This is a genomic window from Pseudoalteromonas rubra (assembly GCF_000967655.1).
GTDB lineage: Bacteria > Pseudomonadota > Gammaproteobacteria > Enterobacterales > Alteromonadaceae > Pseudoalteromonas > Pseudoalteromonas rubra_A.
Genome location: NZ_JXYA01000010.1, coordinates 56,965 through 78,015 on the forward strand (window position 1 = coordinate 56,965; position 21,051 = coordinate 78,015).

The following is a 21,051-nucleotide window of genomic DNA, read 5'->3' on the forward strand; positions in this document are numbered from 1 at the left end:
TTGGCCCCCTGAGGTATCTGGTAAATTACTGGCTATCTTGCTCAACCGGGGCAGGTATAGGCAAAGCGCGCCCGGCACGTGTGTTATCAGGCAATGCAGCGCGCACCGCATCCACCGAGTCAAAATCCAGCTTGGGATGATAACTAACCCAACGCCCGTTGATGTGTGCTTCTAATTCAAACCCGGGGATCTCACTAAACAACTTTAGTGTGCCATCCTCGCGACGGCTTGCGGCCACAGTCGGGATACGAAAAAAGCGCCCCTGACGGGTTAATTTGGGTAGTTCACGGTAGCCCAGCAAAGCGACAAATCGTTGCCAGTCCTGCTCACGCAGCTGCTGGCTTTGAGCACTGAAGTAGCCGCTTTTATCGTTGTAAATCCTGCCGGCCTGATACGGTACGGCCCAGTCTGGCTTATGCCAGGCGCGTTCTGCCAGTGCCAGCAAACGCGGATACAACATGTATTCGGCCTGCACGTCATCCCGGATCATTTCGCTCCACAGGTGCCCCTGCATACCGGTATAACCAACGCCCGGCTTCAGGCTGGAGTCTTTATCATCCGCACTGTAGTTGTGATGCAGCACATCGCGCCAGAACTCCGCATGGACTGGCAAATTATCGGGCATAAACTCAAACACTTTGCGGGTATCTAACGCCCGACTGGCCCAGTGATTACCGCGCTCCTGTGGATGAGACTGATACGGAAAATCAAAGTAAGTCACATCCGGCAATGACAATACCACTTCCCAGCCCAGGTTGGCCTGCTGGTGCGCCACTTTGTGCCCTTGCTCACTGAGTGTACTCCAGACATTGGTTTGCACCTGTTTGGGCATTTTCTGCGAGTTTACGTCGCTCAGGCCATCACTCCAGCCGGCCACTGTGATGCCTTTTTCTGCCACCATGGCCGCTACTTGCTCGATGAAATAACCGTTCATCGACGTAATGGTTTGCTTCTTATTCAGCGCCTGACAGGCAGGAGAATCCAGCCAGGCACCAGCGGTTTCGTCAGCCCCTATGTGATACGTTTTTAATGGTACGCCTGCACGTTCATGCATACGTTGTAACTCATTTAGCACCTTACTAACAAAACGATAGGTAGCGGGCAGACAAACATTTAAGGTGTTGTCATGGTAGTGCTGGATAGAGGAATAGCGGGTTTTGTCTGCTTCTTCTACCAAGCGATATTCATTGGCCGCCTCTTTTTTACCTTTCGCCATTAAAGCCCGATAACGCGCCTCCATAGCAATGATGGCAGCACGGGAATGTCCCGGCATATCCAGTGACGGGATCACTTCGATATGGTGCGCTTTGGCAAAACGCAAAATATCACTGTAATCCTGCTGTGAATAGTGCCCGTTGCGTGGTGCCCCAGTGCCCGTCCCGGCACCCAGTTGCGGCAACACACAGCGCGTTTCACTGAGGTCCAGACAACGCAGCCCACCAATTTTAGTCAGCTCTGGCAGGCCTGCGATGGCAAGACGCCAGCCTTCATCATCGGCCAGATGCAGATGCAGTTTATTCAATTTATATGCGCCCATTTGCGCTATGGTATCCAGTATAAACTGCTTGGAGCGGAAGTTGCGGGCACTGTCGATATGCAGCCCTCGAAAGGTATAACGGGGCGCATCCGCCATGGCGACACTAGGAATACTGCGGGTTTTAAGGTCCATCAAACCCGCCAGTGTTTGTACACCGTAGAAGGCACCGGCAGCATCCGACGCCTGAATAGCAATACGATTGGTGGAGCTGTTAAACAGATATCCCTGCGCTTCAATCGGCAATGAAGGGTCCACCGTAACGCTAACTGGCAATCCCTTTTGGGTTTGTTGTACTCCCAGCTGTGCAAGGCGCCTGGCAGCCATTTCAATGTCGGCCAGATTGAGGCCCGTTAGCTCAAAATGCACGCCTTTATCCAGGTTGATCCGCCCCTGAGACACCACTTTGAATGATCTAGGTGTTGGGATCACGCCTTCAGGGGCATGGCTGAATACCGGCTCTGACTGATGCCGGGCCAGATAAGCCGTTCCCATCCAGGGAGTGTGATCTTTCTCGCTCACGCGTAGCTGATGGTATGACTCGAATGGGGCCAGATAAGGCTGTTGCTCAAGTTGTGTTTGTTCATCGCGCACCGTGCGTGTACTGGCAATGACTCTGGGGAGCAGACGCTGCGCCTGATCGGCCAGTATATAGTTAGGCATAAACTCCGAGCGGGTGATCTGTGAGTTTTTGGTATAAAAACGAATGGTATATTCATCATCAGCAGAAAAGCCACCAAACTGCTCCGTTGGGGTCAGTCGGTGCAAGTCACCATTAAGGTGCTCTATTTTGAACAGCTCACTGTCGACCTGATAAATAGGCATCAGCTGGCTGAAATAAATGGCCCAGTCAGCACCGTCATAAGGCATAGGTGAGCGCAAACGCAGTTCAGACAAATAGCACTGCTTGGCAGGTGCCGGACACGGCTTTGGCATGGAGTCAATCAGGTGATAACGGATCTCCAGGTTATCGGCCACCTCATTTAACTCGCTCTGTGTTAACGCATGTGCCGCTTGAGCACCCATTAGTGCCAAAAGCCAGCAAACAAACTTCTTCATATTCCCTCCGAAAACTGTTGCCGGAACAACTGATAAGCGCCGCGCAGCGCAGCATATTCCAGCTTACCCACTTCTATCTCAAGCCGTTTAAATAATGCCGGATGAGTTTGCCTGGCAAGACTTTTCCACATCGTCCTTTTGAACAAGTCATAGGACTTACTGACCGATCCCCCTAGCACAATTTTATCGGGGTCAAAGGCCAACAGAGTTTGTGCCAGGGCATACCCCAGATGACAGCCAAACTCATCAAACAGGGATTGCGCATAACTGTCTCCGCGTAATGCCAGCGCAGCCTGCTCGGCCCCATTGGTGCCTCGATCCAAAAAAAACTGCCCACTGGTGTAGCGCTCCAAAATACCATCACGATAAGGAAAGCTGCCAAACTCACCCGCTGCACAATGCCTGCCACTGTACAGGCGACCCTCAAAAATCAGCCCGGCGCCTAACCCGGTCCCCAGACAAACCCCCAGCAGGTTAGGCACAGGTTCGTAATGCGGTGCGCCTGGCAGGTAATGCTGACCATAACAATATTCACCCATAGTAAAACAGTTAACATCGTTGTTAACAACTACAGGCAAAGAAAAATAGCCATTTAATTGTGCAGCCAGAGGGACATCCTGCCAGGCCGGAATATTGACCGTCTCCAGCACAGTGCCGCTGCGCAGATCCACCATACCGGGCACGCCGATGGCGATACCACGACAGCTTGCACTCAGCTGCTGCGCAATGATGCCCCGGATAAACTCATCAACCTGGGTCTTGGCCGCCGAAGCTGGTACGCTGTAACGACGCGCGTCGTAGACCCCTTGTTCATCAACACGGGCAACCTGTGCTTTGGTGCCCCCCAGATCAACACACACTATTGTACTCATCGTCCTGCAGCTTCCTGTGTTTCTTCGCGTTGAACTTGCTTTTGCCAAAACGGACGTATGGTATGATTGCGCACCAGCGGTTGCGCCCACCAGGCTATCCAGGCGATGTAGCCAAGTGGTAAAAGCAGCGCCAGACAGGCCAGCTGCAATGAACCGCTCAACTGCGTGAGAAGACCTATTGCGGGAGAGGCCAATGCGCCACCAACAATACCGGTACACAACACCCCGGATATTGCACCATGGCCACTGGGCACAGAGTTGAGTGCCAGTGAAAATAGCACTGACCACATCACAGATAAGAAAAACCCGGATAAAGGGAAAGCCAGCAGGGCAATCTCGACGCTGCCAGTCAGCGCCGCAATCAGGCTCAGTGCGGCCCCCAGACAAAATACCATCAGCACCTGTTTGGCATCGAACAATTTAAGCAACAGCAGTCCCAGCACACACCCGAGCGTGAGCATCATCCAGAATTGGCTAATAACCTGGGCACTATGCTGTGGTTCGATTTGATGATAATTTTGCAAAAACACCGCGATAGAATTGGCAATGCCCTGCTCCAGTGCCACGTAGGCGACGATGGCAAAAAAGAAGCGGATCACCGTGGGATGCCGAAAATAGCCCACACAGGCCTGCCAGCTTAGTGTTTCCTCCTCCTGTCGCTGTACATTGGAGAACTGACTCAGGCCAATCCAGAAAAGCATTAGCACACTCAAAAGTGCAAACAGCCAGTACATACTCAACCAGGGCATGTTGGCAGGGATCCAGCTAAATTCAGCGGGCTGCGCCTGTACCAGGCCAGCCAGCGTTACATAGACCCAGGGCGACAAACTGGCTGCCGCACCAAACAATAACTGAGCAAGCACGGAGAACGCAGCAAAGTGAGCGCTGCCACCGCTGCGCCGCAGTAACGGGTTAATGGCAACCTGTAACATGGCCATGGCCGTTCCAATCAAAAACAGCGCCAGCATGGCCACTATTAATACCGGTGCCAGAGCAAAAAGTAACGCCCCCAGCCCCGCAAGCGTAAACGCCCCAAGCATCACCCGTTTTTCACCAAAGCGCTGTACCAGTAGCCCGGCGGGAATAGACATCACCCCATAAGCGATGAAAAAAGCAAAAGGAAACAAGCCCGCCAGAGTCAAACCAATATCAAAACTAGTGATCAGCTCAGGAAACAATGGACCGAGGATATTGGTGAAAAAGGACACCATAAAGAAGGTTACCAGCACCAGGGCAACCACGAGGAAGTTAGGTTTCATGTGTCTTACCTTGTTATCGACTGAGAGATAAAAAGGCGGTGGCGTAATTGGAGCCAGTTTGTGGGCAGACAAACTCAATGATCCAAGGGGATCCTGTTAGGGATAGCCACCGCCTTAACTCGTTGGTAAGACTAGTTTGCCGCCATTGTCAGCGCTTTAGCGGCACATTTCTAACAATTGCTAATACTTTTCTAGTTAGCTGAAGAAGCGCTTATTGCAACAAAAACCGGATAACTATCAGTAAGCTTAGTCCTCCCACCCGACAATCGGTGTTTGCTTTGTATCATTGCAGATAAGACTAAAATATTATTCAACTTGCCATATGAAAAAGTTAATAAATTCTTATTAATCTGCTTTTATCAGTGAGGAAATTGCATCATAAACCGACATCTCACAGATGAATTAAGCTCGCGATTGCTGTGCCTTCATTCACACAGCCAGAGTGAGTAACAATACTCGGATTGAATACTGAAGTAGCATGAGAAAACATCAGGTGTTTTGGCTTATCTTTGACGCTGATGCTCGGGAGAAAAAGGCCTGAACCACATACTCAGGCCTGAGGGAGAATTACCAGCGGCCGCGGACACCCAGTGTCAGACGGCGCTCATAAACGTTCTGTGAAATACGGTTGTCCTTCCACTGTGCATAGTTGGATTCGTATTCTTCTGTCAGGTTACTGCCCGACATATACACGGTCAGGTAATCCGTGACATCATAGCTGGCTGAAACATCAAGATAAGTGGTCGGTTCGGTCCAGATAGCCGTATCACCCATGCCGCCTGTGGTCGTAACCTGAGCCAGACGCTTAGAACGGTGGTTTGCAGCTAAGCGGAACTGGAAGCCATCTTTTTCATACCAAAGCACAGCATTACCAGACTCTTTTGAGTTGTCTTCCAACGGCAGAGCATCTCCGTAAAAATCTACCCGGCCACTTTCACTGTCTGAATAGGTGTAGTTAAATGCCGCACCAAATCCGCTCCAGAACCCTGGCAGGAAGTCAAATGCCTGCTGATACGTAAATTCAGCCCCTTCAATCGTGCCACCCTGGCCATTAACCTGACCAGTTACGTTGACCTCGCGACGTACCACGCCATCTGCATCAGCCAGCGGCATTTTCCAGGTGCTGGTTTCAATAAATGAGTCTAGCTTAATCTTGAAAACGCCCAGACTCACCAATGCGCTAGGAGAAAAGTACCATTCCAGCGCCAGATCGACATTGGATGCGCGCCATGGCTCCAGTTCAGGGTTGCCCTGCATGGATGCGTTGGTTGCAATCAACAGATCCGGAGAAATACCTTCCCGAGCAGCCAGGTCATCACCAGCACGTGAGCGGCTCACCTGCAAACCCCCCGCAATCGCACCTAAGTCCAGACGCGTCATGGTCTTACCCCAGGCTGAGCGGAAGATCAGGTCATCGCTCAAGTTAACCGCCAGGTTGAGTGAAGGCAGAAAGTCGTTGAACGACTTGTTGGTATTAATGTCTCCACCGTCCGCAGCAACAGAACCTGGGCAGCCTACACAAATTGAGTCACCAACGACATTTTGCAGTATCTCAAGATCAGTCTTGATGTACTGGAAACCGACATTTGCAGTGTACAAATCGCTGGAGAAGTCGCCACGCCAGTAGAGAGTTTGTGTTTCTTCTTCAACCTCATAAGTACTGCCCGGAACGCCGCCTTTTTTGTTGCCCGGATAAAGCTGATCCTGGAACGCGAATGGGTCGTCAAGCTGGCGCGGGTCGATAAAGTAATAACTTCCTCCATTCACCGGACCAAAGTCAGATACCTGCTGGACCCACCCATCAGGCAATTTATCGAACGTATAAGGAGTGTCATAGCCCATGGTCAGATCACCGTCAGAAGCACTGGGTACACCACCACTGCCATCGGTATCAAATGCGGCCAGGCCCTGATCTTTCCACATCACATCTACACTGCCCTCACCCACCGGGTTACTAAAGGGTGCAAGCAAAACATACTGCTCACGTGTGACATCACGGTTACCTAAGCGAGCACCAAAGCTCATTTTTGTCAGTGGCCCCATATCTTCGAATATATATTCCCCGTCCAGGCGAAAAATATCCAGGCTGGCGTCTTCATTAAAGTTGTTCTCAGAATAAGTCGACACCACAGAATAGCGATTTATATTTGAGCCAAATACTTCACCTTGTAATTCACTGGGTGGCAGTAACACCGGATGGTCACCCTGGTAATTCAGCCTGACTGGTACCGTACCCGGACCATAACCGCCTGGGTTTACGGCAATCGGACCATTGCCTTCATTGCGGCGAAGGTTGTGTGCCAGACCACTGGTCATATAGCCCTGGGCAACGTTTTCTGTGTGCATACGTTCCGCATCGGCCGTGATCAGGCGCATTTTGCCCGAAAAGTTGCCATCGCCTTTGTAGGTCAGCTCAAAGTTATAGTTGGTCGATTCACGCTCATTGGTGTGGCTTTCTGAGTGCGCCACCACTCGTGGTGCATGTAGCGTTATATCCTGAGCAGTGTATAGATTGTAACCGTCAGCCGTTTTACCTCTTTCGGTTGCATCATGCTGCTCCTGCCAGTCCCAGTGACCACCCCAGGCGTTATCAGCCATCAAGCCACGCTGGCGATCGGCGTCATCCATTTTGGTATAAAAAACATCCGCACTCAGTTCGAAGTTATCGTTCAGCTGTGCCTGAAAACTCAGACTACCACCGGTACGATCACGTTCAGTAAAGCGATTCACCATGCCATAACCAACATAGGTGAACTCAGCGTCATTAGTATCACCATCACCATTGATGTCGCCATCCGGGCAATACCAACAACCAGCTGCTTCCTGAGGTGCATAGCCCCAGCCATGATTCGTAGAACCGTAAGTATAGTTAGCCAGATTTACTTCATCTTTGGTCAATGTTGCCAAAACGGCAAATCGCTCGGCGTTATAGCCAGCCGCTATCATCGTTTTGGGGTCAGTTTCTTTCGAATAAGAACCGCGAGATGCTTCTATCAATGCCGCCCCGCTGAACCCTTCCTCTAAATCAAAAGGTTTACGAGTTTTCAGATCCACCGTTCCAGATACACCACCGGCCAGCGTAGTCGGCGTAGGCGACTTCATCACGTCCATAGCCCCCACCAGACTCGATGGAATATCAGTAAAGTCTGGCTGAACCGTCGTCAGGGAGCCCGCACTGAGAAATTGCTCGCCATTAAGGAGCGTGGTTACCTGAGGCATACCCCGTACGTTAATTGTCGAACCTTCACCAGCACTGCGGCGAATTTGGATACCCGGAACCCGTTGTAGTGAATCCGCAATCGTCACGTCCGGCAGCTTACCTATGTCTTCTGCGGTGATAGAGTCAACAACACCATCCGCAAAGCGCTTAGTGTTAAGACTCTTTTCAGTCGAAGCTCGGATCCCCCGAACTTCGATGACTTCGACTGACTCTTCTTGCTCAGCCTGAACCGGCGCAATAAAGGCGGTGCTCGAGATCACCGCGGCAGTCACCGCAAATGAAATGCGAGACAATCTGAATGCTGCATTGCTGTGTTTCATCTTCTTCCTCTTATTCTGCATTATTAAGATGGTCACCTGGTGAAATAATCATCAGGCACTTTCCCTATTTGAACAGGCTTGTAACTTATAAGTTTGCATTTTCAAACTCATATCGGTACAAATCTATCAGATAACAGCGCTGTCATTTTGAGGTGCATAACCTAATGACCAGCTTTACCCAGGCATTATGCACACTTTCCCGCTGATAATGTTAATAACTTGTACCTTTTTAAGCATAATGGATAGAATAATATTACAAGATACGTGAAATACATCACTGTTAATAAATGAAGGCGCGAAGATAGCAAAACAGAACCAATTTGGCACAAAAAACGTGCAACAAGCCATCAGCTGACTAACGTTAAGGAGCGATCAATGAAAGCAATGTGTGAAAAAATCATTCCATCGCAAAATTGTTCATGGCGATACTGGCTTTACCAGCTCGAAGAAATTCCCTTTAACTGGCACTATCACCCCGAGTATGAAATTTGCCTGACACTCAATAGTCAGGGTATGTGTCATATTGGCGACTACATTGCTTCTTATGGTGATTACGACCTCGTGCTACTTGGTCCGGAGCTCCCCCATACCTGGCAGTCTCGCGATAACTCAGATGGCAGTAAGCACTTAGTGCATGTGGCACAGATCCCCGCGCAGTGGCTGCAACAACAGCTACAACAAAACCCCGAATTACAGGGCCTTCATACCTTGTTGGAGCATGCCCGCTGTGGACTCAGCTTTAATCACAAAACAGCCAAAAAAAGCGAAAAACTATTCAAGAAGATGGAAAGTGCCACACCGCTGGAGCGCTATATTTTATTGTTCCAGCTGCTCAACCTGATGGCGAACAGTCCTTACCAGACACTTTCTTCCATGGAGTTTAGCTACGCGAAACAGCTGGACCCCGCAAAGGATAAGTTTGATCACGTGATCAACTATATCTACGATAATTACACTGAGTCACTCAGCGCAGAGCTGCTCGCCAGGCAAGCTCACATGAGTACCAACCACTTTCATCGCTTCTTTAAAAAGCGTACAGAATGCACAGTCACTGAGTTTATCAACCAGCTCAGAATAGCCAAAGCCTGTAAATTGCTACTCAAAACCAAGGCCCCCATCACAGTGATAAGCGATCAGTGTGGCTTCAATAACCTGTCTAATTTTAATCGTCGGTTCCTGGCTATCAAACAGTGTACGCCCAGCCAGTTTCGCGCCCGGGTGCAACAAAAAGCCCTGATCTAAAATCACAATTCAGGTTAAAGTAAGGGGGCGTTCATATGATAGGCACGACCTAACGATAATAACTAAGGACAAACCCATGCCACTGATGACCTCTCTTTCGTTAACCCCTTTGCTTGCTGCCAGTGTTCTTTCCACGCCCGCAACACAACCGGCCTGTCAGGATGGACAAGCCTGTACCATGGCGGTTTACAGCGAGCACACGCAACAATGGCAATTTATTAATCAGCCCAGAGCACAGCAAGCGTACACCCCATTCTCTACCTACAAAATTCCCAATACCCTGATCCTGCTGGATACCGACACCATCAAACCCGGGCAGGGTTATCAGATAGACTTGCAGACCTACCCGGCAAAAAGTTGGTGGTTTGACGCCTGGCGCGCCGATTCAATCACGCCACAGGCCGCGTTTAAATATTCCGCTTTGCCGCTGTATCAAACCTGGACCAATCTGCTGGATAAACCCACCATGCAAAAGTACCTGGATGACTTTAACTATGGTAATCGGGATATCAGCGGGCCACACGACAAATTCTGGCTAAACAGCAGCATAAAAATCAGTGCCGTTGAACAGGTTGAGTTTTTACGCCGTTTGCAGGCACAAGCTTTCAAGTTAAAACCTGCTACTTATCAGGCATTCAGCAAGATTTTTTTACAAGAACAAACGGCCAACAGCAAGCTATATGCTAAAACGGGCACGGGCCCGGTAGCCAAAGGTAAGTACGTAGGCTGGTATGTTGGCATGGTCGAAAACCAACAGGGTCGTCATTATTTTGCTTTCAACATGGATGCCAAAAACTTTAAAGAAGTCGTTACAACCCGGGTAGAAATCGCCAAAGCAACGTTAAATAAGATGGGCATTATCTAAAGATTAAAAATATAAGCGGCTTGTGCCGGTAACAGCACAAGCCGCGATGCATCAATCGTGGTTATCAGGCTACCTTGCGCAATAATCCCTGAGTATTTTGTCGCATGGTATGGGCCACCATAAAGTAGCCAATAAAGGCCACAAACGCAGCACCCGAAGCCGGGCCCAGCAGCCAGACATACGGATGTAACCGCCCATCAACACCAAACAACTGCTGCTGGATAATAAACAGGGTGACATCGCTGACCAAAGCCGCCACAAATCCGGCCAGCGCCCCCAGCAACAAAAACTCATACAGGGTTGCCAGTTTAATCAACCTTCCCCTTGCCCCCAGAGTACGCAGGATCACCACTTCCTGCATGCGCTCTGCCAGACTCGCCTGTACCTGAGAAATCAGCACTAGCGCCCCACTGATAAGTACAATGGACAGCACAAAGCCAATTGCCAGCGACACCTGAGCTATCATCGATTGCACCTGAGCAATGTTGTTCTTTATGTCTATCATACTGACAGTCGGGTACTGCAGTAACTTACGGCTGATAGGGCGAACATGACTGTCTTCCAGTTTGGCTGCCGTAAAATAGGTCACTGGCAGACGCTGTGCCATCGCAGAGTTAAAGATCATCACGAAGTTAGGCTTGAGTGTGCCCCAGTCCACACTGCGAATACTGGTTACTTTCGCTTCGAAAGTCTGAGTATTGACCAAAAAGGTCAGGGTGTCGCCCAGCTCAATGCCAACCCGCTCGGCCGTGCCCTCAAACACCGACACCTGTAATTCATCCGTTTGTTCAAACCATTGCCCTTCAAGAATTTCGTTGCCATCTGGCAAAGTGTCTGTCCAGGTCAGATTGAGCTCACGGCCAACGCCACTGCGGGCATCCTCTTGTTGCTCTTCACCTTCCTGTCTGGATACCCGACGTGCAAACGCCTCTCCGTTCAGGGCATTGACCCGCCCCCGGAAAACCGGATAAAACGCTTCGTGGTGAATGTTCTGCTCAGCAAAAAATTGTTTGAACTGGTCAACATCACGCTCGCCAATGTTGATCAAAAACGCATTGGGCGCATCCTCAGGTACCTGCATTTGCCAGTCAGAGATCATGTCGTTTTTAAGTACAAACAAAAACAACATCAGCTTGATGGCAAGCGCAAAGCTGATCAGCTGAACGGCATTAGCGTTGGCCCGCTTTTGCAAAGTTGCAATCGCCAGCGACCAGCTGTTACCCGGGCTCAGACCCAGCTTACGCCCAGCGCTGAAAAACACCCGGGATAACCCAAACAGCACGCCCATTAATGTTGCGGTACCTGCGAACAGCAGCAGCGTGGTCTTGATGTCGCCACTGAATAGCCACATCAGCATAAAAATGGTACCCACCGACAGCGCCATATGCACCCGGCTTACGGCCAGTTTGTCACCCAGGCTTCTTCTGAGTACCCGCAAAGGTGGGATATCAAACAAGTCCAGCAAAGGCTTGAGTGAGAACATCAGAGCGCATACAACACCAATGGCAATCGACAGCAACCAGGGTCTGGGCCCGGCCGCGGGCAACTCATTGGCGACAAACTGGGTGAGATAATCAACGGCGACTTCCTGAAGCCCATAACCAATCGCCAGGCCAATCAACAAGGAGCTGACCGTCACAAGCGACAGGTGCATCAGGAAAATGCGTTTGATAGTGCGACGACTGCCGCCCAGGGTTTTCATCATGGCGACCGGGTCGTACTGACGTTCACAATAGCGTTTTGCAGACACAGCCATAGCCACAGCAGCCAGCATAATGCCAAACAAACCAGCCAATAGTAAGAACCGCTCCGAGCGCTCCAGGTTTTCTCCCAAGGGAGACTGGCGGTCTTTGATCCCCTGCCAGCTTTGGTTTTCTCTCAGCTGAGGCTTTAGCCACACGTAATAGTCTTTGAGCAGCTGCTCATCCCCTGCAAACAGCAGCCGGTAAAACACGTCACTGCCGGGCTGCACGGCTTGAGTTGCAGGAATATCGGCAATGTTTAACAACACACGTTTGTTACCAGCCAGAGAGAAAAACGCGGCATCGGGCTCTTGCACCAGTACTTTAGTCACACTGAACATGCCAGCACCAATTTCAACCTGATCACCAACTTTGAGGCCCAAAGTATAAAACAGTCCCTCACTGAGCCAGGCTTCCCCCTGAGCGGGCGCAGCTGCAACCTCGTATTGCTCCCCCTCAAGTGCGTCTTTAAGGGTGATTTTACCGCGCAACGGATGGCTGTTGCTGACCGCTTTGATTGACCCTAAAACCAGCTCATCGCCTGCGAATAACATAGAGTCGAAGTAGATGTTTTGCGCCGTTCTGAGACCAAAGTCCTGCGCCACTTTAAGATAGTTTTCATCCAGTTCATGGTTACTGGACAGGCGGCGATCTGCCGCAATGAAGTCCGCAGACTTTTGTTCGATATTGAGTCGGATCCGCTCGGTCACTGAACTTAAACTAAATACCGTCAGTACCGCCAGTGAGATGGCTGCAAAAATGATGGTCAGCTCACCTCGACGCAGCTCGCGAAAAAATAACCTCAGCGCCAGTTTAGCCCACATGTACCGCTACTCCTTCTCCGTCACGGATCTTTGCCAGCTGACCGCCCTCAATGTGAATAATGCGGTCACACTGTTTCGCCAGGTCCTCATCATGGGTGACCAGAATGAGCGTGGTGCCATGTTGCTTGTTCAGATCAAACAACAAGCTTTCAATTAAATGACCATTTTTAGAGTCCAGATTGGCCGAAGGCTCATCGGCAAAGAGGATTTTTGGCGTACCAATAAATGCACGCGCAATAGCCACACGTTGCTGTTCGCCACCGGAAAGCTGTGAGGGATAATGCCCTACCCGATGTGCCAACCCGACTTTTTCTAGCAGTGCCTGGGCCTGCTCTTTGGCATTTTTTTCACCCGCCAGTTCCGCAGGTAGCATCACATTTTCCAGTGCAGTCAGGCTTTGTACCAGCATAAATGACTGAAACACGAAGCCGACTTTTTCAGCTCTGAGGCGTGCGCGTTGCTCTTCATTGAGCTGATGAAGCGCTTCTCCATCGAGATAGACTTCCCCCTTGCTGGCAATGTCGAGCCCTGCCAGCAAGCTGAGTAAGGTTGATTTGCCCGAGCCAGAAGTGCCAACCACAGCCACCGACTCCCCTGACTTGACAGAAAAATTGATATCGCTAAGGATAGTGAGGTCACCCTCAAAGGTACTGACGGTTTTACCCAACTCCTTAACATGAATAATATTTAACTGAGAAAGCACTGACATGATGCGATTTTTCCTACAACTGGTGGTATTGATCTTCGGCACACTTTTCGTATTAAAAGCAAGCGCCAACGATACCAAAATTATGATCATTGGTGATAGCTTAAGCGCCGGTTATGGTCTCAAACAAGCACCGTCCTGGGTTAATTTGTTACAAAATAAATACGAGACAGAGCAAAAAGCGATCACTCTGGTCAATACCAGTGTCTCGGGACAAACCACAGATAACGCGCTGCTGACTATCGATAAGCAACTTGAAAGCCACCAGCCCAGCCATGTACTCATAGAGCTGGGCGCCAACGATGGCCTGCGCGGGTTTCCGCCTAAGCTGATCCGCAAACATTTACGCGAGCTGGTCGAAAAAAGCCAGGCCAGTGGTGCCAAAGTCGCGCTAATGCAGATCCAGATCCCACCCAACTATGGCAAACGCTACAGCACTTTGTTTGCCGACAGCTATCCGCTGGTCGCAGAGCAGACTGAGGCTTACCTGATGGATTACTTTATGCTGCCCGTCGCGGCAGATCGCAGCCTGATGCAAAACGACAACCTGCACCCCAATGCCAAAGCGCAGCCCGTAATCCGCGACTTTATGTATGAGCGCATCGCCAGGTGGCTTGCACACACCGCACAATAATCGCTTTTTCTGCCTTGAAAATGATGAGCTTGATCTGCGTTATAGCAAAAAAGTAGGTCAAGCCTCTGTGCCATCACTGACTTTATCCAAATTACGACACTTTAAAGACAATCTAGCTTAGCAAATATTTCTTTCATTTTACTTAATGCTCACGGCGTGACTTTGCCACTGAAATAGCAAAAACATTAACTTGGGAAGACACCTTCCACGCGCTTATTGCATACTTAAAACAAACTGTACAACAAGAACAAAACCAATTAAAAACAAGACTTTAAAACACTCAATGAAAATGACTATCATGAGCCATCGATTAAGAGCTAAAACTCTTTAATCTAAATAGTACTGTAATAGATAAGGATCATTGTATGAAATGCCTTGGCACTTTACTTGGCGCGGGTTCACTGCTGCTGAGCTGTACGCAGGCCTCAGCCACCATCGAATCCCATCCGCTTCTGAATCAACAGCACCTGTGGGAGCAATTGCCAACAGCAAACTCAGTAAGCATTCAGGAAACGACAGATTCAGCGCGACATTCAAACTCTGGGCTTATTTATCGACTGGAAAAAGTGGTCGGTGAACAGCCACAATACGAACACTATAGCGCCTATTTTCAGGGTAAACCGGTACTGGACAGCACTCTGGTGATTGCACGCAACGCCAAAGGCGACATCGTACAGAGCATGGGGAAATTACTGAGAGGTCATATAGAGCTGGCGAACAACGCGGCGACACTTCAGCAGGACCTTGTTGTACATATCTCAGCGCTGTATGAAGGGAAGCAACCACAAATTGAAAATTCAGCCCAGGCTTATGTCCTTAATCAAGGTAAGCTGTTGAGTGTCACTGTGTTACAGTTAAACCATGAAGGTCACCGGGAACAATTGGTGCTGGATAATGCCACTGGTGACCTAATGCAACGCCAGTCTTCTGTTTCTTTTTTCTCACCAACGCTCACGAACAATTACGTGGCAGGCGGCGCAATAGGCGGTAACGAAAAACTGGGTGCCATCTGCTACTCGCCACAGCCAGACAGCATGCAGGCATGTACTGAATATCGTTATGATGAATACGCCCCGATGGGTGCTCGGTTACATTTTTCAGACACAGATCCGAATGCTATTTTTGCTCAATTTAGCGGTTTTCCGCTTGTCGTAAACAAAGATGGGAATACCTGTCGGCTGGAAAACCCCTACCTGAGCACTTTTGATGCCAGGGACCACACCCAAACAGTTTCTTACGCTTGCGGTGCGAACAATGAAAACTTCGACTCTGCGGCGGTTACTCAAAACTTTAGCACCTGGTTTACCTACAGTCATGCCAGCGAGGCGCACTTTAATGCCGGACTGGTCATGCAATTTTTTCATCAACAGTTTGCCGAGCTGTATCCATCACAATCCTCAGCGTGTGACAGCAGCGGGTACTGTATAAAGCCGCTCAAGCAAAAGGTCCATAGCAATACGATTTATGGTACCAACAGAGCATTCTGGGATGGCGAATACGTCAACTATGGCTCCGGTGATGGCTACAATTTTTATTCGCTCGCAACCCTGAGCATTGCGGCACATGAAATCGGCCATGCCATTAACAGCTGGAACGCCGGGATTGGTTCTGATGGCATTGATGGCGCGATCAATGAAGGTTTTTCAGATCTGGTGGCTATCGCAGTCATGGATTATTTTGAACGCAACGCAAGCGGTGCATATACTCAAACAGAGGCCTTTATTAAGCAATTTCAGGACCAAGCCGGACAATACAGTCAAAACCGCAAATGGTGGTTTGGCTGGGACGCCATTTATCAGGATAACGGCGCGCGTTTCTATGAGCTGCCTTCCTGGGATGGCACCAGTATTGACCATATTGCCGACTTTTCACTGGCCAAAACAGAACATGCCAATGGCGGTGTGTTACGCAAAGCATTTTATGAGCTGGTAAAAACGAAACAATGGTCAATTCAAGACGCGTTTAAAGTCTTGTTACGCGCAAATACTTCAGGCTGCATGTTTCCCAACATGAGTATGGATGAATTTGGCTATTGCGTAGCCCAGCAGAGCGAACACATTGAGATCGCAGACAAGAGCGCCTCACAACGCAAAGAAGATGTCGTTGATGTCCTGCTGGGTGTCGGGATAGTCGCAGACACTAATCTATCCACCCTCGAAGCCAATACTCAGGTCAGCTATGATGAGCTAAGTTATGACATCAGCCACTTAACTGCCGATACGATTGAACAGATCAGTGCACAGTGGGGCGATGGTACAACGAGTGTTTGGCGCAACAGCGACAACCAGCCTGTTTACCCTTTTTTGCAAAAGATACATAAGCTTCCCGCCGATACAATGGCCAGAGCCGCTATCAATGTCACGCTAACAGGGGGAGAAACGCGCTCGGCTTACCGCCACTTTTTCAGCCGCCCAGCCAATGTTAACTGTCCACCCTATTTGAATGCACCTAAAGTACACACAAGTAGTCTGAAGATAGCTAATCATGAGATACCTTCTATATCGAACGACTACACCTCAGCCGTTGACACCCGTATTCCGTTAGCCAAAAACCGCCTTTACAGCCTGACGTTCGATAAAGACTTAAGCGGGAAAAAGTTAACGGTGTTATATGATATGAATAAAAATGGCGAGTTTGCTTACACTGAACATTTACTCAACGACGTGACTATCTCTGGCAATACTGCGTCTTTTGAGCTCAACAACAGCACGCCCTCCAGCATTGCGCTGATGCGGATTGCGATTGCAGATGTTGACTATTCTTTTCTCGACAGCTGTGGGGTTGTTGATGATGGCCAGGTCATTGATGTAATAATCGACGCAGACTCGCCTGACCTACCTATCATTGCCGATTTCACCTACCAAGTACTGGACGAAAATCGCGTGAAATTCACCAATAACAGCCCCGCTGATCAGGCCAGGCAGCCAAATAACAGCGGGCACTTTGGCTTTAACAATCAACCTGGTAATGCAGAAAATCCAACGCAGCGATAACCCCCTTCTCTGACTTTGAAATCAAGAGCTTGATCTACGCATTGCTGCAACAGTAGATCAGGCTCTCCCCTGCGCCACTGTCTTTAACAGAATTATCGCACTATAAAGATTACAAAATCAGGAATTTTTTATTTCAGGGTTCGCAATTCACAATTAACCACTTCTTACGCTGTAGAAACAAAAACAATGACATGGGAAGGCGCTCCCCCCTGAACTATTGCACACTTCAAAACAAACCCAAAATAAACATAAAGAGAACATAAAATAAACATTTGCAACAATTAATTTAATTCATATATTATCGATACTAGTATTAGAGTTTTCCTACTAATTAAGGCCATATAAGGCCATCTATTGACACTCATTAAGGACAAACTGCATGAAACATTTGGGGTACTTATTTGGTTTAGGTGTTGCTGCGCTGCCCATTTCCAGTGCACTCGCTGACATCAAATCTCAATCACTGCATAACAAGCAATTCTTGTGGGGTGACCTGAAGCAGGTTATTTCAGAAAATCACGCTGAACCACTTACAGCGTCAACACTTGAAGCAGACAGGCTAACTACAGAAAACAAGGCACACAAAGTTCACTATAAATTAACAAAAAGAACGAATGCGCCCACTGTCTATGAACACTATCGAGCTTATGTCGGAAATTACCCGGTACTATCAAGTAACCTGGTGATTGTGCGCGACAACCAAGGAGAAATCCGCCAGGCGATGGGTAACCTGATCACAGGAGCGGCACTTCAGGAGCAGGCCCAGTATCATACTATGACACCGAGTCAGCTAAGCCAGCATATTGAAGCGCTGCCAACGCTAAGTGGTGTTGCCAAATATCATTTTGAAAAAGCATTTATTTTAAAAAGCGATACGTTAATTCCGGTCATTGAAGTACTGGCAACATTCAAAGATAAAAAAGAGAAAATACAGCTACACGCAAACGACCTGTCACTCATCTCCCAATCCCACAACATGTCATTTGCTTTTTCTCAGCAGTCGCTGAAAAACGCAGGTTACGTAGCAGGTGGAGGCATAGGTGGGAACGATAAGCTGGGCGCAATATGTTACTCCCCCAGTCCTGACAGTATGCAAAACTGTACCAATTACCAGTTTGATGAAATTGCGCCTAAAGGTGCCGAGCTCAGATTTGAAGAGCTTAGCCAACACGCTATTTTTTCTGAATTTAATGGCTACCCATTCATTGTTAAAAAAGAAAACAACAACTGTATTTTAGATAACCCTTATGTGGTGACGTACGATGCAGCGGTTTCTGAAACAACGCCGGTTTCTTATGTCTGTCAGACGAATAACGAAAACTTTGTTAAACGCGAGATTGACCAGACATTTGACGCCTACTACAGCTATAGCCCGGCAAACGAGGCCCACTTTAATGCCGGTCTGGTTATGCAGTACTTCCACACACAGCTAAAGGATTTATACCCACAACAAAGCCTTGACTGTGACAACAACGGTTACTGCATGAAATCACTTTCCCAGAAAGTAAACAGAAACACCATTTTTGGTACTAATTCCGCTTCCTGGGATGGTGAATTTGTTAACTATGGCTCAGGCAATGGCGGATATGAGTATTTTGCTCTGACCGGTATGAGTATAGCGGCTCATGAAATCGCCCATGCTATTACCGAGTGGAACTCAGGGCTGGGAAGAGAAGGCGTCGACAGTGCAATTAACGAAGGGCTATCCGATATCTCTGCGATTGCAATACTCGACTATTATCAGCATACCGCATCTGGCGCTTACACCCAGTCTCAGGCATTCGCCGATCAATTTACCGAGCAACCCGGGTTGTACACTAAAAACCGCAAGTGGTGGTATGGCTGGGATGTATTCCCACAAGATAGAGCGGCACGTTTCTTTGAATTACCTTCCTGGGATGGCAGAAGCATAGATCACGTCAAAGATTTTACCACCGCCAAAACCGGACATGACAACGGAGGCGTGCTGAGAAAAGCGTTTTATGAACTGGTTAAAACGCAGGGCTGGACGATTCAACAAGCTTATCGATTATTTTTACGCGCCAACACATCGGGCTGCGTATTCTCGGGCATGTCTTTAAATGAATTCGGCTTTTGTCTGGTCGATCAGTCCGCCCACCTTCAGGTTGGCAATAAATCTCAGAACGAGATAGAGTCGGACATCTCAAACAGCCTGGCTGGAGTCGGCATTTCAACCGGCATTGGACTGTCCACCCTGGACGCCGATGTATGGCTTAACTACAACCAGGCCAGTTATGATATTAGCCATATTGACCATAACACCATCAGCAGCATATACGTAAACTGGGGAGATGGTCAGACTGACAGTTGGTACCGAGGTAGCAATAAACCTATCTACCCCTATCTAGAGCGCAGCAACCAGGTTGCTGAAGATACCTTGATCCGATTCGCCATCAAAATAGCCACCACAGAGCAAAACGGGGACATCGCAACTCAGTCGGCCTACAATCACTTCTATAGTCGCCCGGCGGCATTGCGTTGTGAGCCTTACATGAATAATGCGGTATTACACACCAGCGCTATCTCCATCAGCAATACCACCTTCTCAGGACTCAATGCCGGATATAAAGCTCAACTTGACACTCCACTTCCTATTGCCAAATCGCGTACGCACACGCTGAGCTTTGCACAAGATCTCAGTGGCAAACTGATTTCTGTGTTCTTTGACGCCAACAAAAACGGGCTAATGGAAAGCAATGAAGCGTTGATTTCTAATCAGAACATCGCAGGTAATAGTGTTAACTTCACACTTGATCAAGCCACCAGCACCGGGCTTGGCCTACTGCGCATTGCCATTGTCAGCAACGACACCGACTACTCTTTCCTGAACGCATGTGGTGTAGTAGACCATGGTCAGGTCGTTGACGTCATGTTGGACGTCGATTCTAAGAATCTGCCACTGCTCTCTGATTTTGAGATCCAGTATCTTGATGGCAACCGGGTCAAATTCACTAACACCTCTCAGGTCAATGACGCTAAAAGTCCGCAATTCTATTGGCAATTCGGGTTTGATAATCGTACCAGTACCGCAAAAGATCCCGGGATAATTGACTACCCCACCAACGGCGGTCAGTTTGATGTATCACTGCAAATACAGTATGCCGATCAGAGTGAGAGTGATACCAAGCAAACTCGCATCTCACTGGATCCCGTAGACGCGTGTCCAGCCAAAATCAGTGATGGCGCTAATGCCGATGTTATCTATATTGACGACATGAAACTGTTCAATTACTCAACACTGATTGCCAACGTACCTTCAGCCACAGGGTTCAACCGTGACGGTTACAGCCTGACTAAGCTCAGCAATACAGATATCAAAAGAAGAACCTATCTGAGTGCTGAAATTATGACCAACTTAATGCCGCGCACAACTGCCGAAAACTTACTGCAAAATGGCAACCGCGATGTGCGCTTTACCATTTGGCTGGATGCAGACGGCAACAATGAGTTCGCCCCATCTGAATCCGGGTTAGACAATGACCCGAACTATAACTACTGGATAGACAACAGCCAGTGCACAACGGTTTCCGGTTCAGAATATTGCCGGATCAGCGCTACAAAATCACTTACCCTTCCAAATGTCAGCACCTGGGACTGGTCAAAGTGGTTTGTATTACGTGCCAAGTTAGAAGAAGCGCCAGTCAGTGACTATAAATCAGACGCCTGTAACAGATTTAATTATGGTGAAATTGAAGATCTGAAAATCAATGTCACCCGCTATTAACTAAAACCGCTCGCAGTAATGTAGGCAAAGGTCACT

General features: G+C 48.8%; 11 protein-coding genes. 5 read left to right on the forward strand and 6 right to left on the reverse strand.

Annotated elements, in window-relative coordinates; genetic code table 11:
* Positions 1-25: 25 nt before the first annotated feature.
* From TW77_RS05740 to TW77_RS05755, 4 genes are all read right to left on the reverse strand, one after another.
* Positions 26-2,593, reverse strand: coding sequence for a family 20 glycosylhydrolase (locus TW77_RS05740; RefSeq protein WP_046004009.1), 2,568 nt, complete (start codon positions 2,591-2,593; stop codon positions 26-28).
* The gene (locus TW77_RS05745) at positions 2,590-3,465 is read right to left on the reverse strand and encodes an ROK family protein (protein ID WP_046004010.1); all 876 of its coding nucleotides are present in this window, start codon (positions 3,463-3,465) and stop codon (positions 2,590-2,592) included. Before TW77_RS05745 ends, TW77_RS05740 begins: the two co-directional genes overlap by 4 nt.
* On the reverse strand, positions 3,462-4,724 hold the full coding sequence (locus tag TW77_RS05750; RefSeq protein ID WP_046004011.1) for an MFS transporter: 1,263 nt from the start codon (positions 4,722-4,724) through the stop codon (positions 3,462-3,464). Before TW77_RS05750 ends, TW77_RS05745 begins: the two co-directional genes overlap by 4 nt.
* Positions 4,725-5,291: 567 nt before the next feature.
* Positions 5,292-8,264 (reverse strand): TonB-dependent receptor, encoded by a 2,973-nt coding sequence (locus TW77_RS05755; protein WP_046004012.1) that lies wholly within the window; start codon positions 8,262-8,264, stop codon positions 5,292-5,294.
* A 375-nt stretch (positions 8,265-8,639) separates the two neighbouring features.
* On the opposite strand from TW77_RS05755, the gene TW77_RS05760 reads away from it, so the two are divergent.
* Entirely contained in the window at positions 8,640-9,506 is an 867-nt protein-coding gene (locus TW77_RS05760) for an AraC family transcriptional regulator (RefSeq protein WP_046004013.1), read from the forward strand.
* Positions 9,507-9,582: 76 nt separating this feature from the next.
* Positions 9,583-10,371 carry a penicillin-binding transpeptidase domain-containing protein gene (locus TW77_RS05765; RefSeq protein WP_046004014.1) on the forward strand — a complete coding sequence of 263 codons (789 nt, stop codon included), beginning with the start codon at positions 9,583-9,585 and terminating at the stop codon, positions 10,369-10,371.
* Positions 10,372-10,435: 64 nt separating this feature from the next.
* Here TW77_RS05765 and TW77_RS05770 read toward each other — a convergent pair whose 3' ends face one another.
* Positions 10,436-12,937: an ABC transporter permease gene (locus TW77_RS05770; RefSeq protein ID WP_046004015.1), complete on the reverse strand. Its 2,502-nt coding sequence runs from the start codon at positions 12,935-12,937 to the stop codon at positions 10,436-10,438.
* Positions 12,927-13,646, reverse strand: a complete 720-nt coding sequence (locus tag TW77_RS05775) for an ABC transporter ATP-binding protein (protein WP_046004016.1) — start codon at positions 13,644-13,646, stop codon at positions 12,927-12,929. Before TW77_RS05775 ends, TW77_RS05770 begins: the two co-directional genes overlap by 11 nt.
* On the opposite strand from TW77_RS05775, the gene TW77_RS05780 reads away from it, so the two are divergent.
* The 3 genes from TW77_RS05780 (at position 13,645) to TW77_RS05790 (ending at position 21,015) form a co-directional block, all read left to right on the forward strand.
* Positions 13,645-14,277, forward strand: a complete 633-nt coding sequence (locus TW77_RS05780; protein WP_046004017.1) for an arylesterase — start codon at positions 13,645-13,647, stop codon at positions 14,275-14,277. The genes TW77_RS05775 and TW77_RS05780 overlap by 2 nt on opposite strands.
* 365 nt (positions 14,278-14,642) lie before the next feature.
* Entirely contained in the window at positions 14,643-17,270 is a 2,628-nt protein-coding gene (locus tag TW77_RS05785) for a M4 family metallopeptidase (RefSeq protein ID WP_046004018.1), read from the forward strand.
* 379 nt (positions 17,271-17,649) lie between these two features.
* Positions 17,650-21,015 (forward strand): M4 family metallopeptidase, encoded by a 3,366-nt coding sequence (locus tag TW77_RS05790; protein WP_046004019.1) that lies wholly within the window; start codon positions 17,650-17,652, stop codon positions 21,013-21,015.
* Positions 21,016-21,051 lie beyond the last annotated feature (36 nt).

What these genes read in the sequence shown, in the direction of transcription:
- TW77_RS05740 (WP_046004009.1), bottom strand. Translation starts at nt 2,593, where the DNA reads ATGAAGAAGTTTGTTTGCTGGCTTTTGGCACTAATGGGTGCTCAAGCG.
- TW77_RS05745 (WP_046004010.1), bottom strand. Translation starts at nt 3,465, where the DNA reads ATGAGTACAATAGTGTGTGTTGATCTGGGGGGCACCAAAGCACAGGTT.
- TW77_RS05750 (WP_046004011.1), bottom strand. Translation starts at nt 4,724, where the DNA reads ATGAAACCTAACTTCCTCGTGGTTGCCCTGGTGCTGGTAACCTTCTTT.
- TW77_RS05755 (WP_046004012.1), bottom strand. Translation starts at nt 8,264, where the DNA reads ATGAAACACAGCAATGCAGCATTCAGATTGTCTCGCATTTCATTTGCG.
- TW77_RS05760 (WP_046004013.1), top strand. Translation starts at nt 8,640, where the DNA reads ATGAAAGCAATGTGTGAAAAAATCATTCCATCGCAAAATTGTTCATGG.
- TW77_RS05765 (WP_046004014.1), top strand. Translation starts at nt 9,583, where the DNA reads ATGCCACTGATGACCTCTCTTTCGTTAACCCCTTTGCTTGCTGCCAGT.
- TW77_RS05770 (WP_046004015.1), bottom strand. Translation starts at nt 12,937, where the DNA reads ATGTGGGCTAAACTGGCGCTGAGGTTATTTTTTCGCGAGCTGCGTCGA.
- TW77_RS05780 (WP_046004017.1), top strand. Translation starts at nt 13,645, where the DNA reads ATGATGCGATTTTTCCTACAACTGGTGGTATTGATCTTCGGCACACTT.
- TW77_RS05775 (WP_046004016.1), bottom strand. Translation starts at nt 13,646, where the DNA reads ATGTCAGTGCTTTCTCAGTTAAATATTATTCATGTTAAGGAGTTGGGT.
- TW77_RS05785 (WP_046004018.1), top strand. Translation starts at nt 14,643, where the DNA reads ATGAAATGCCTTGGCACTTTACTTGGCGCGGGTTCACTGCTGCTGAGC.
- TW77_RS05790 (WP_046004019.1), top strand. Translation starts at nt 17,650, where the DNA reads ATGAAACATTTGGGGTACTTATTTGGTTTAGGTGTTGCTGCGCTGCCC.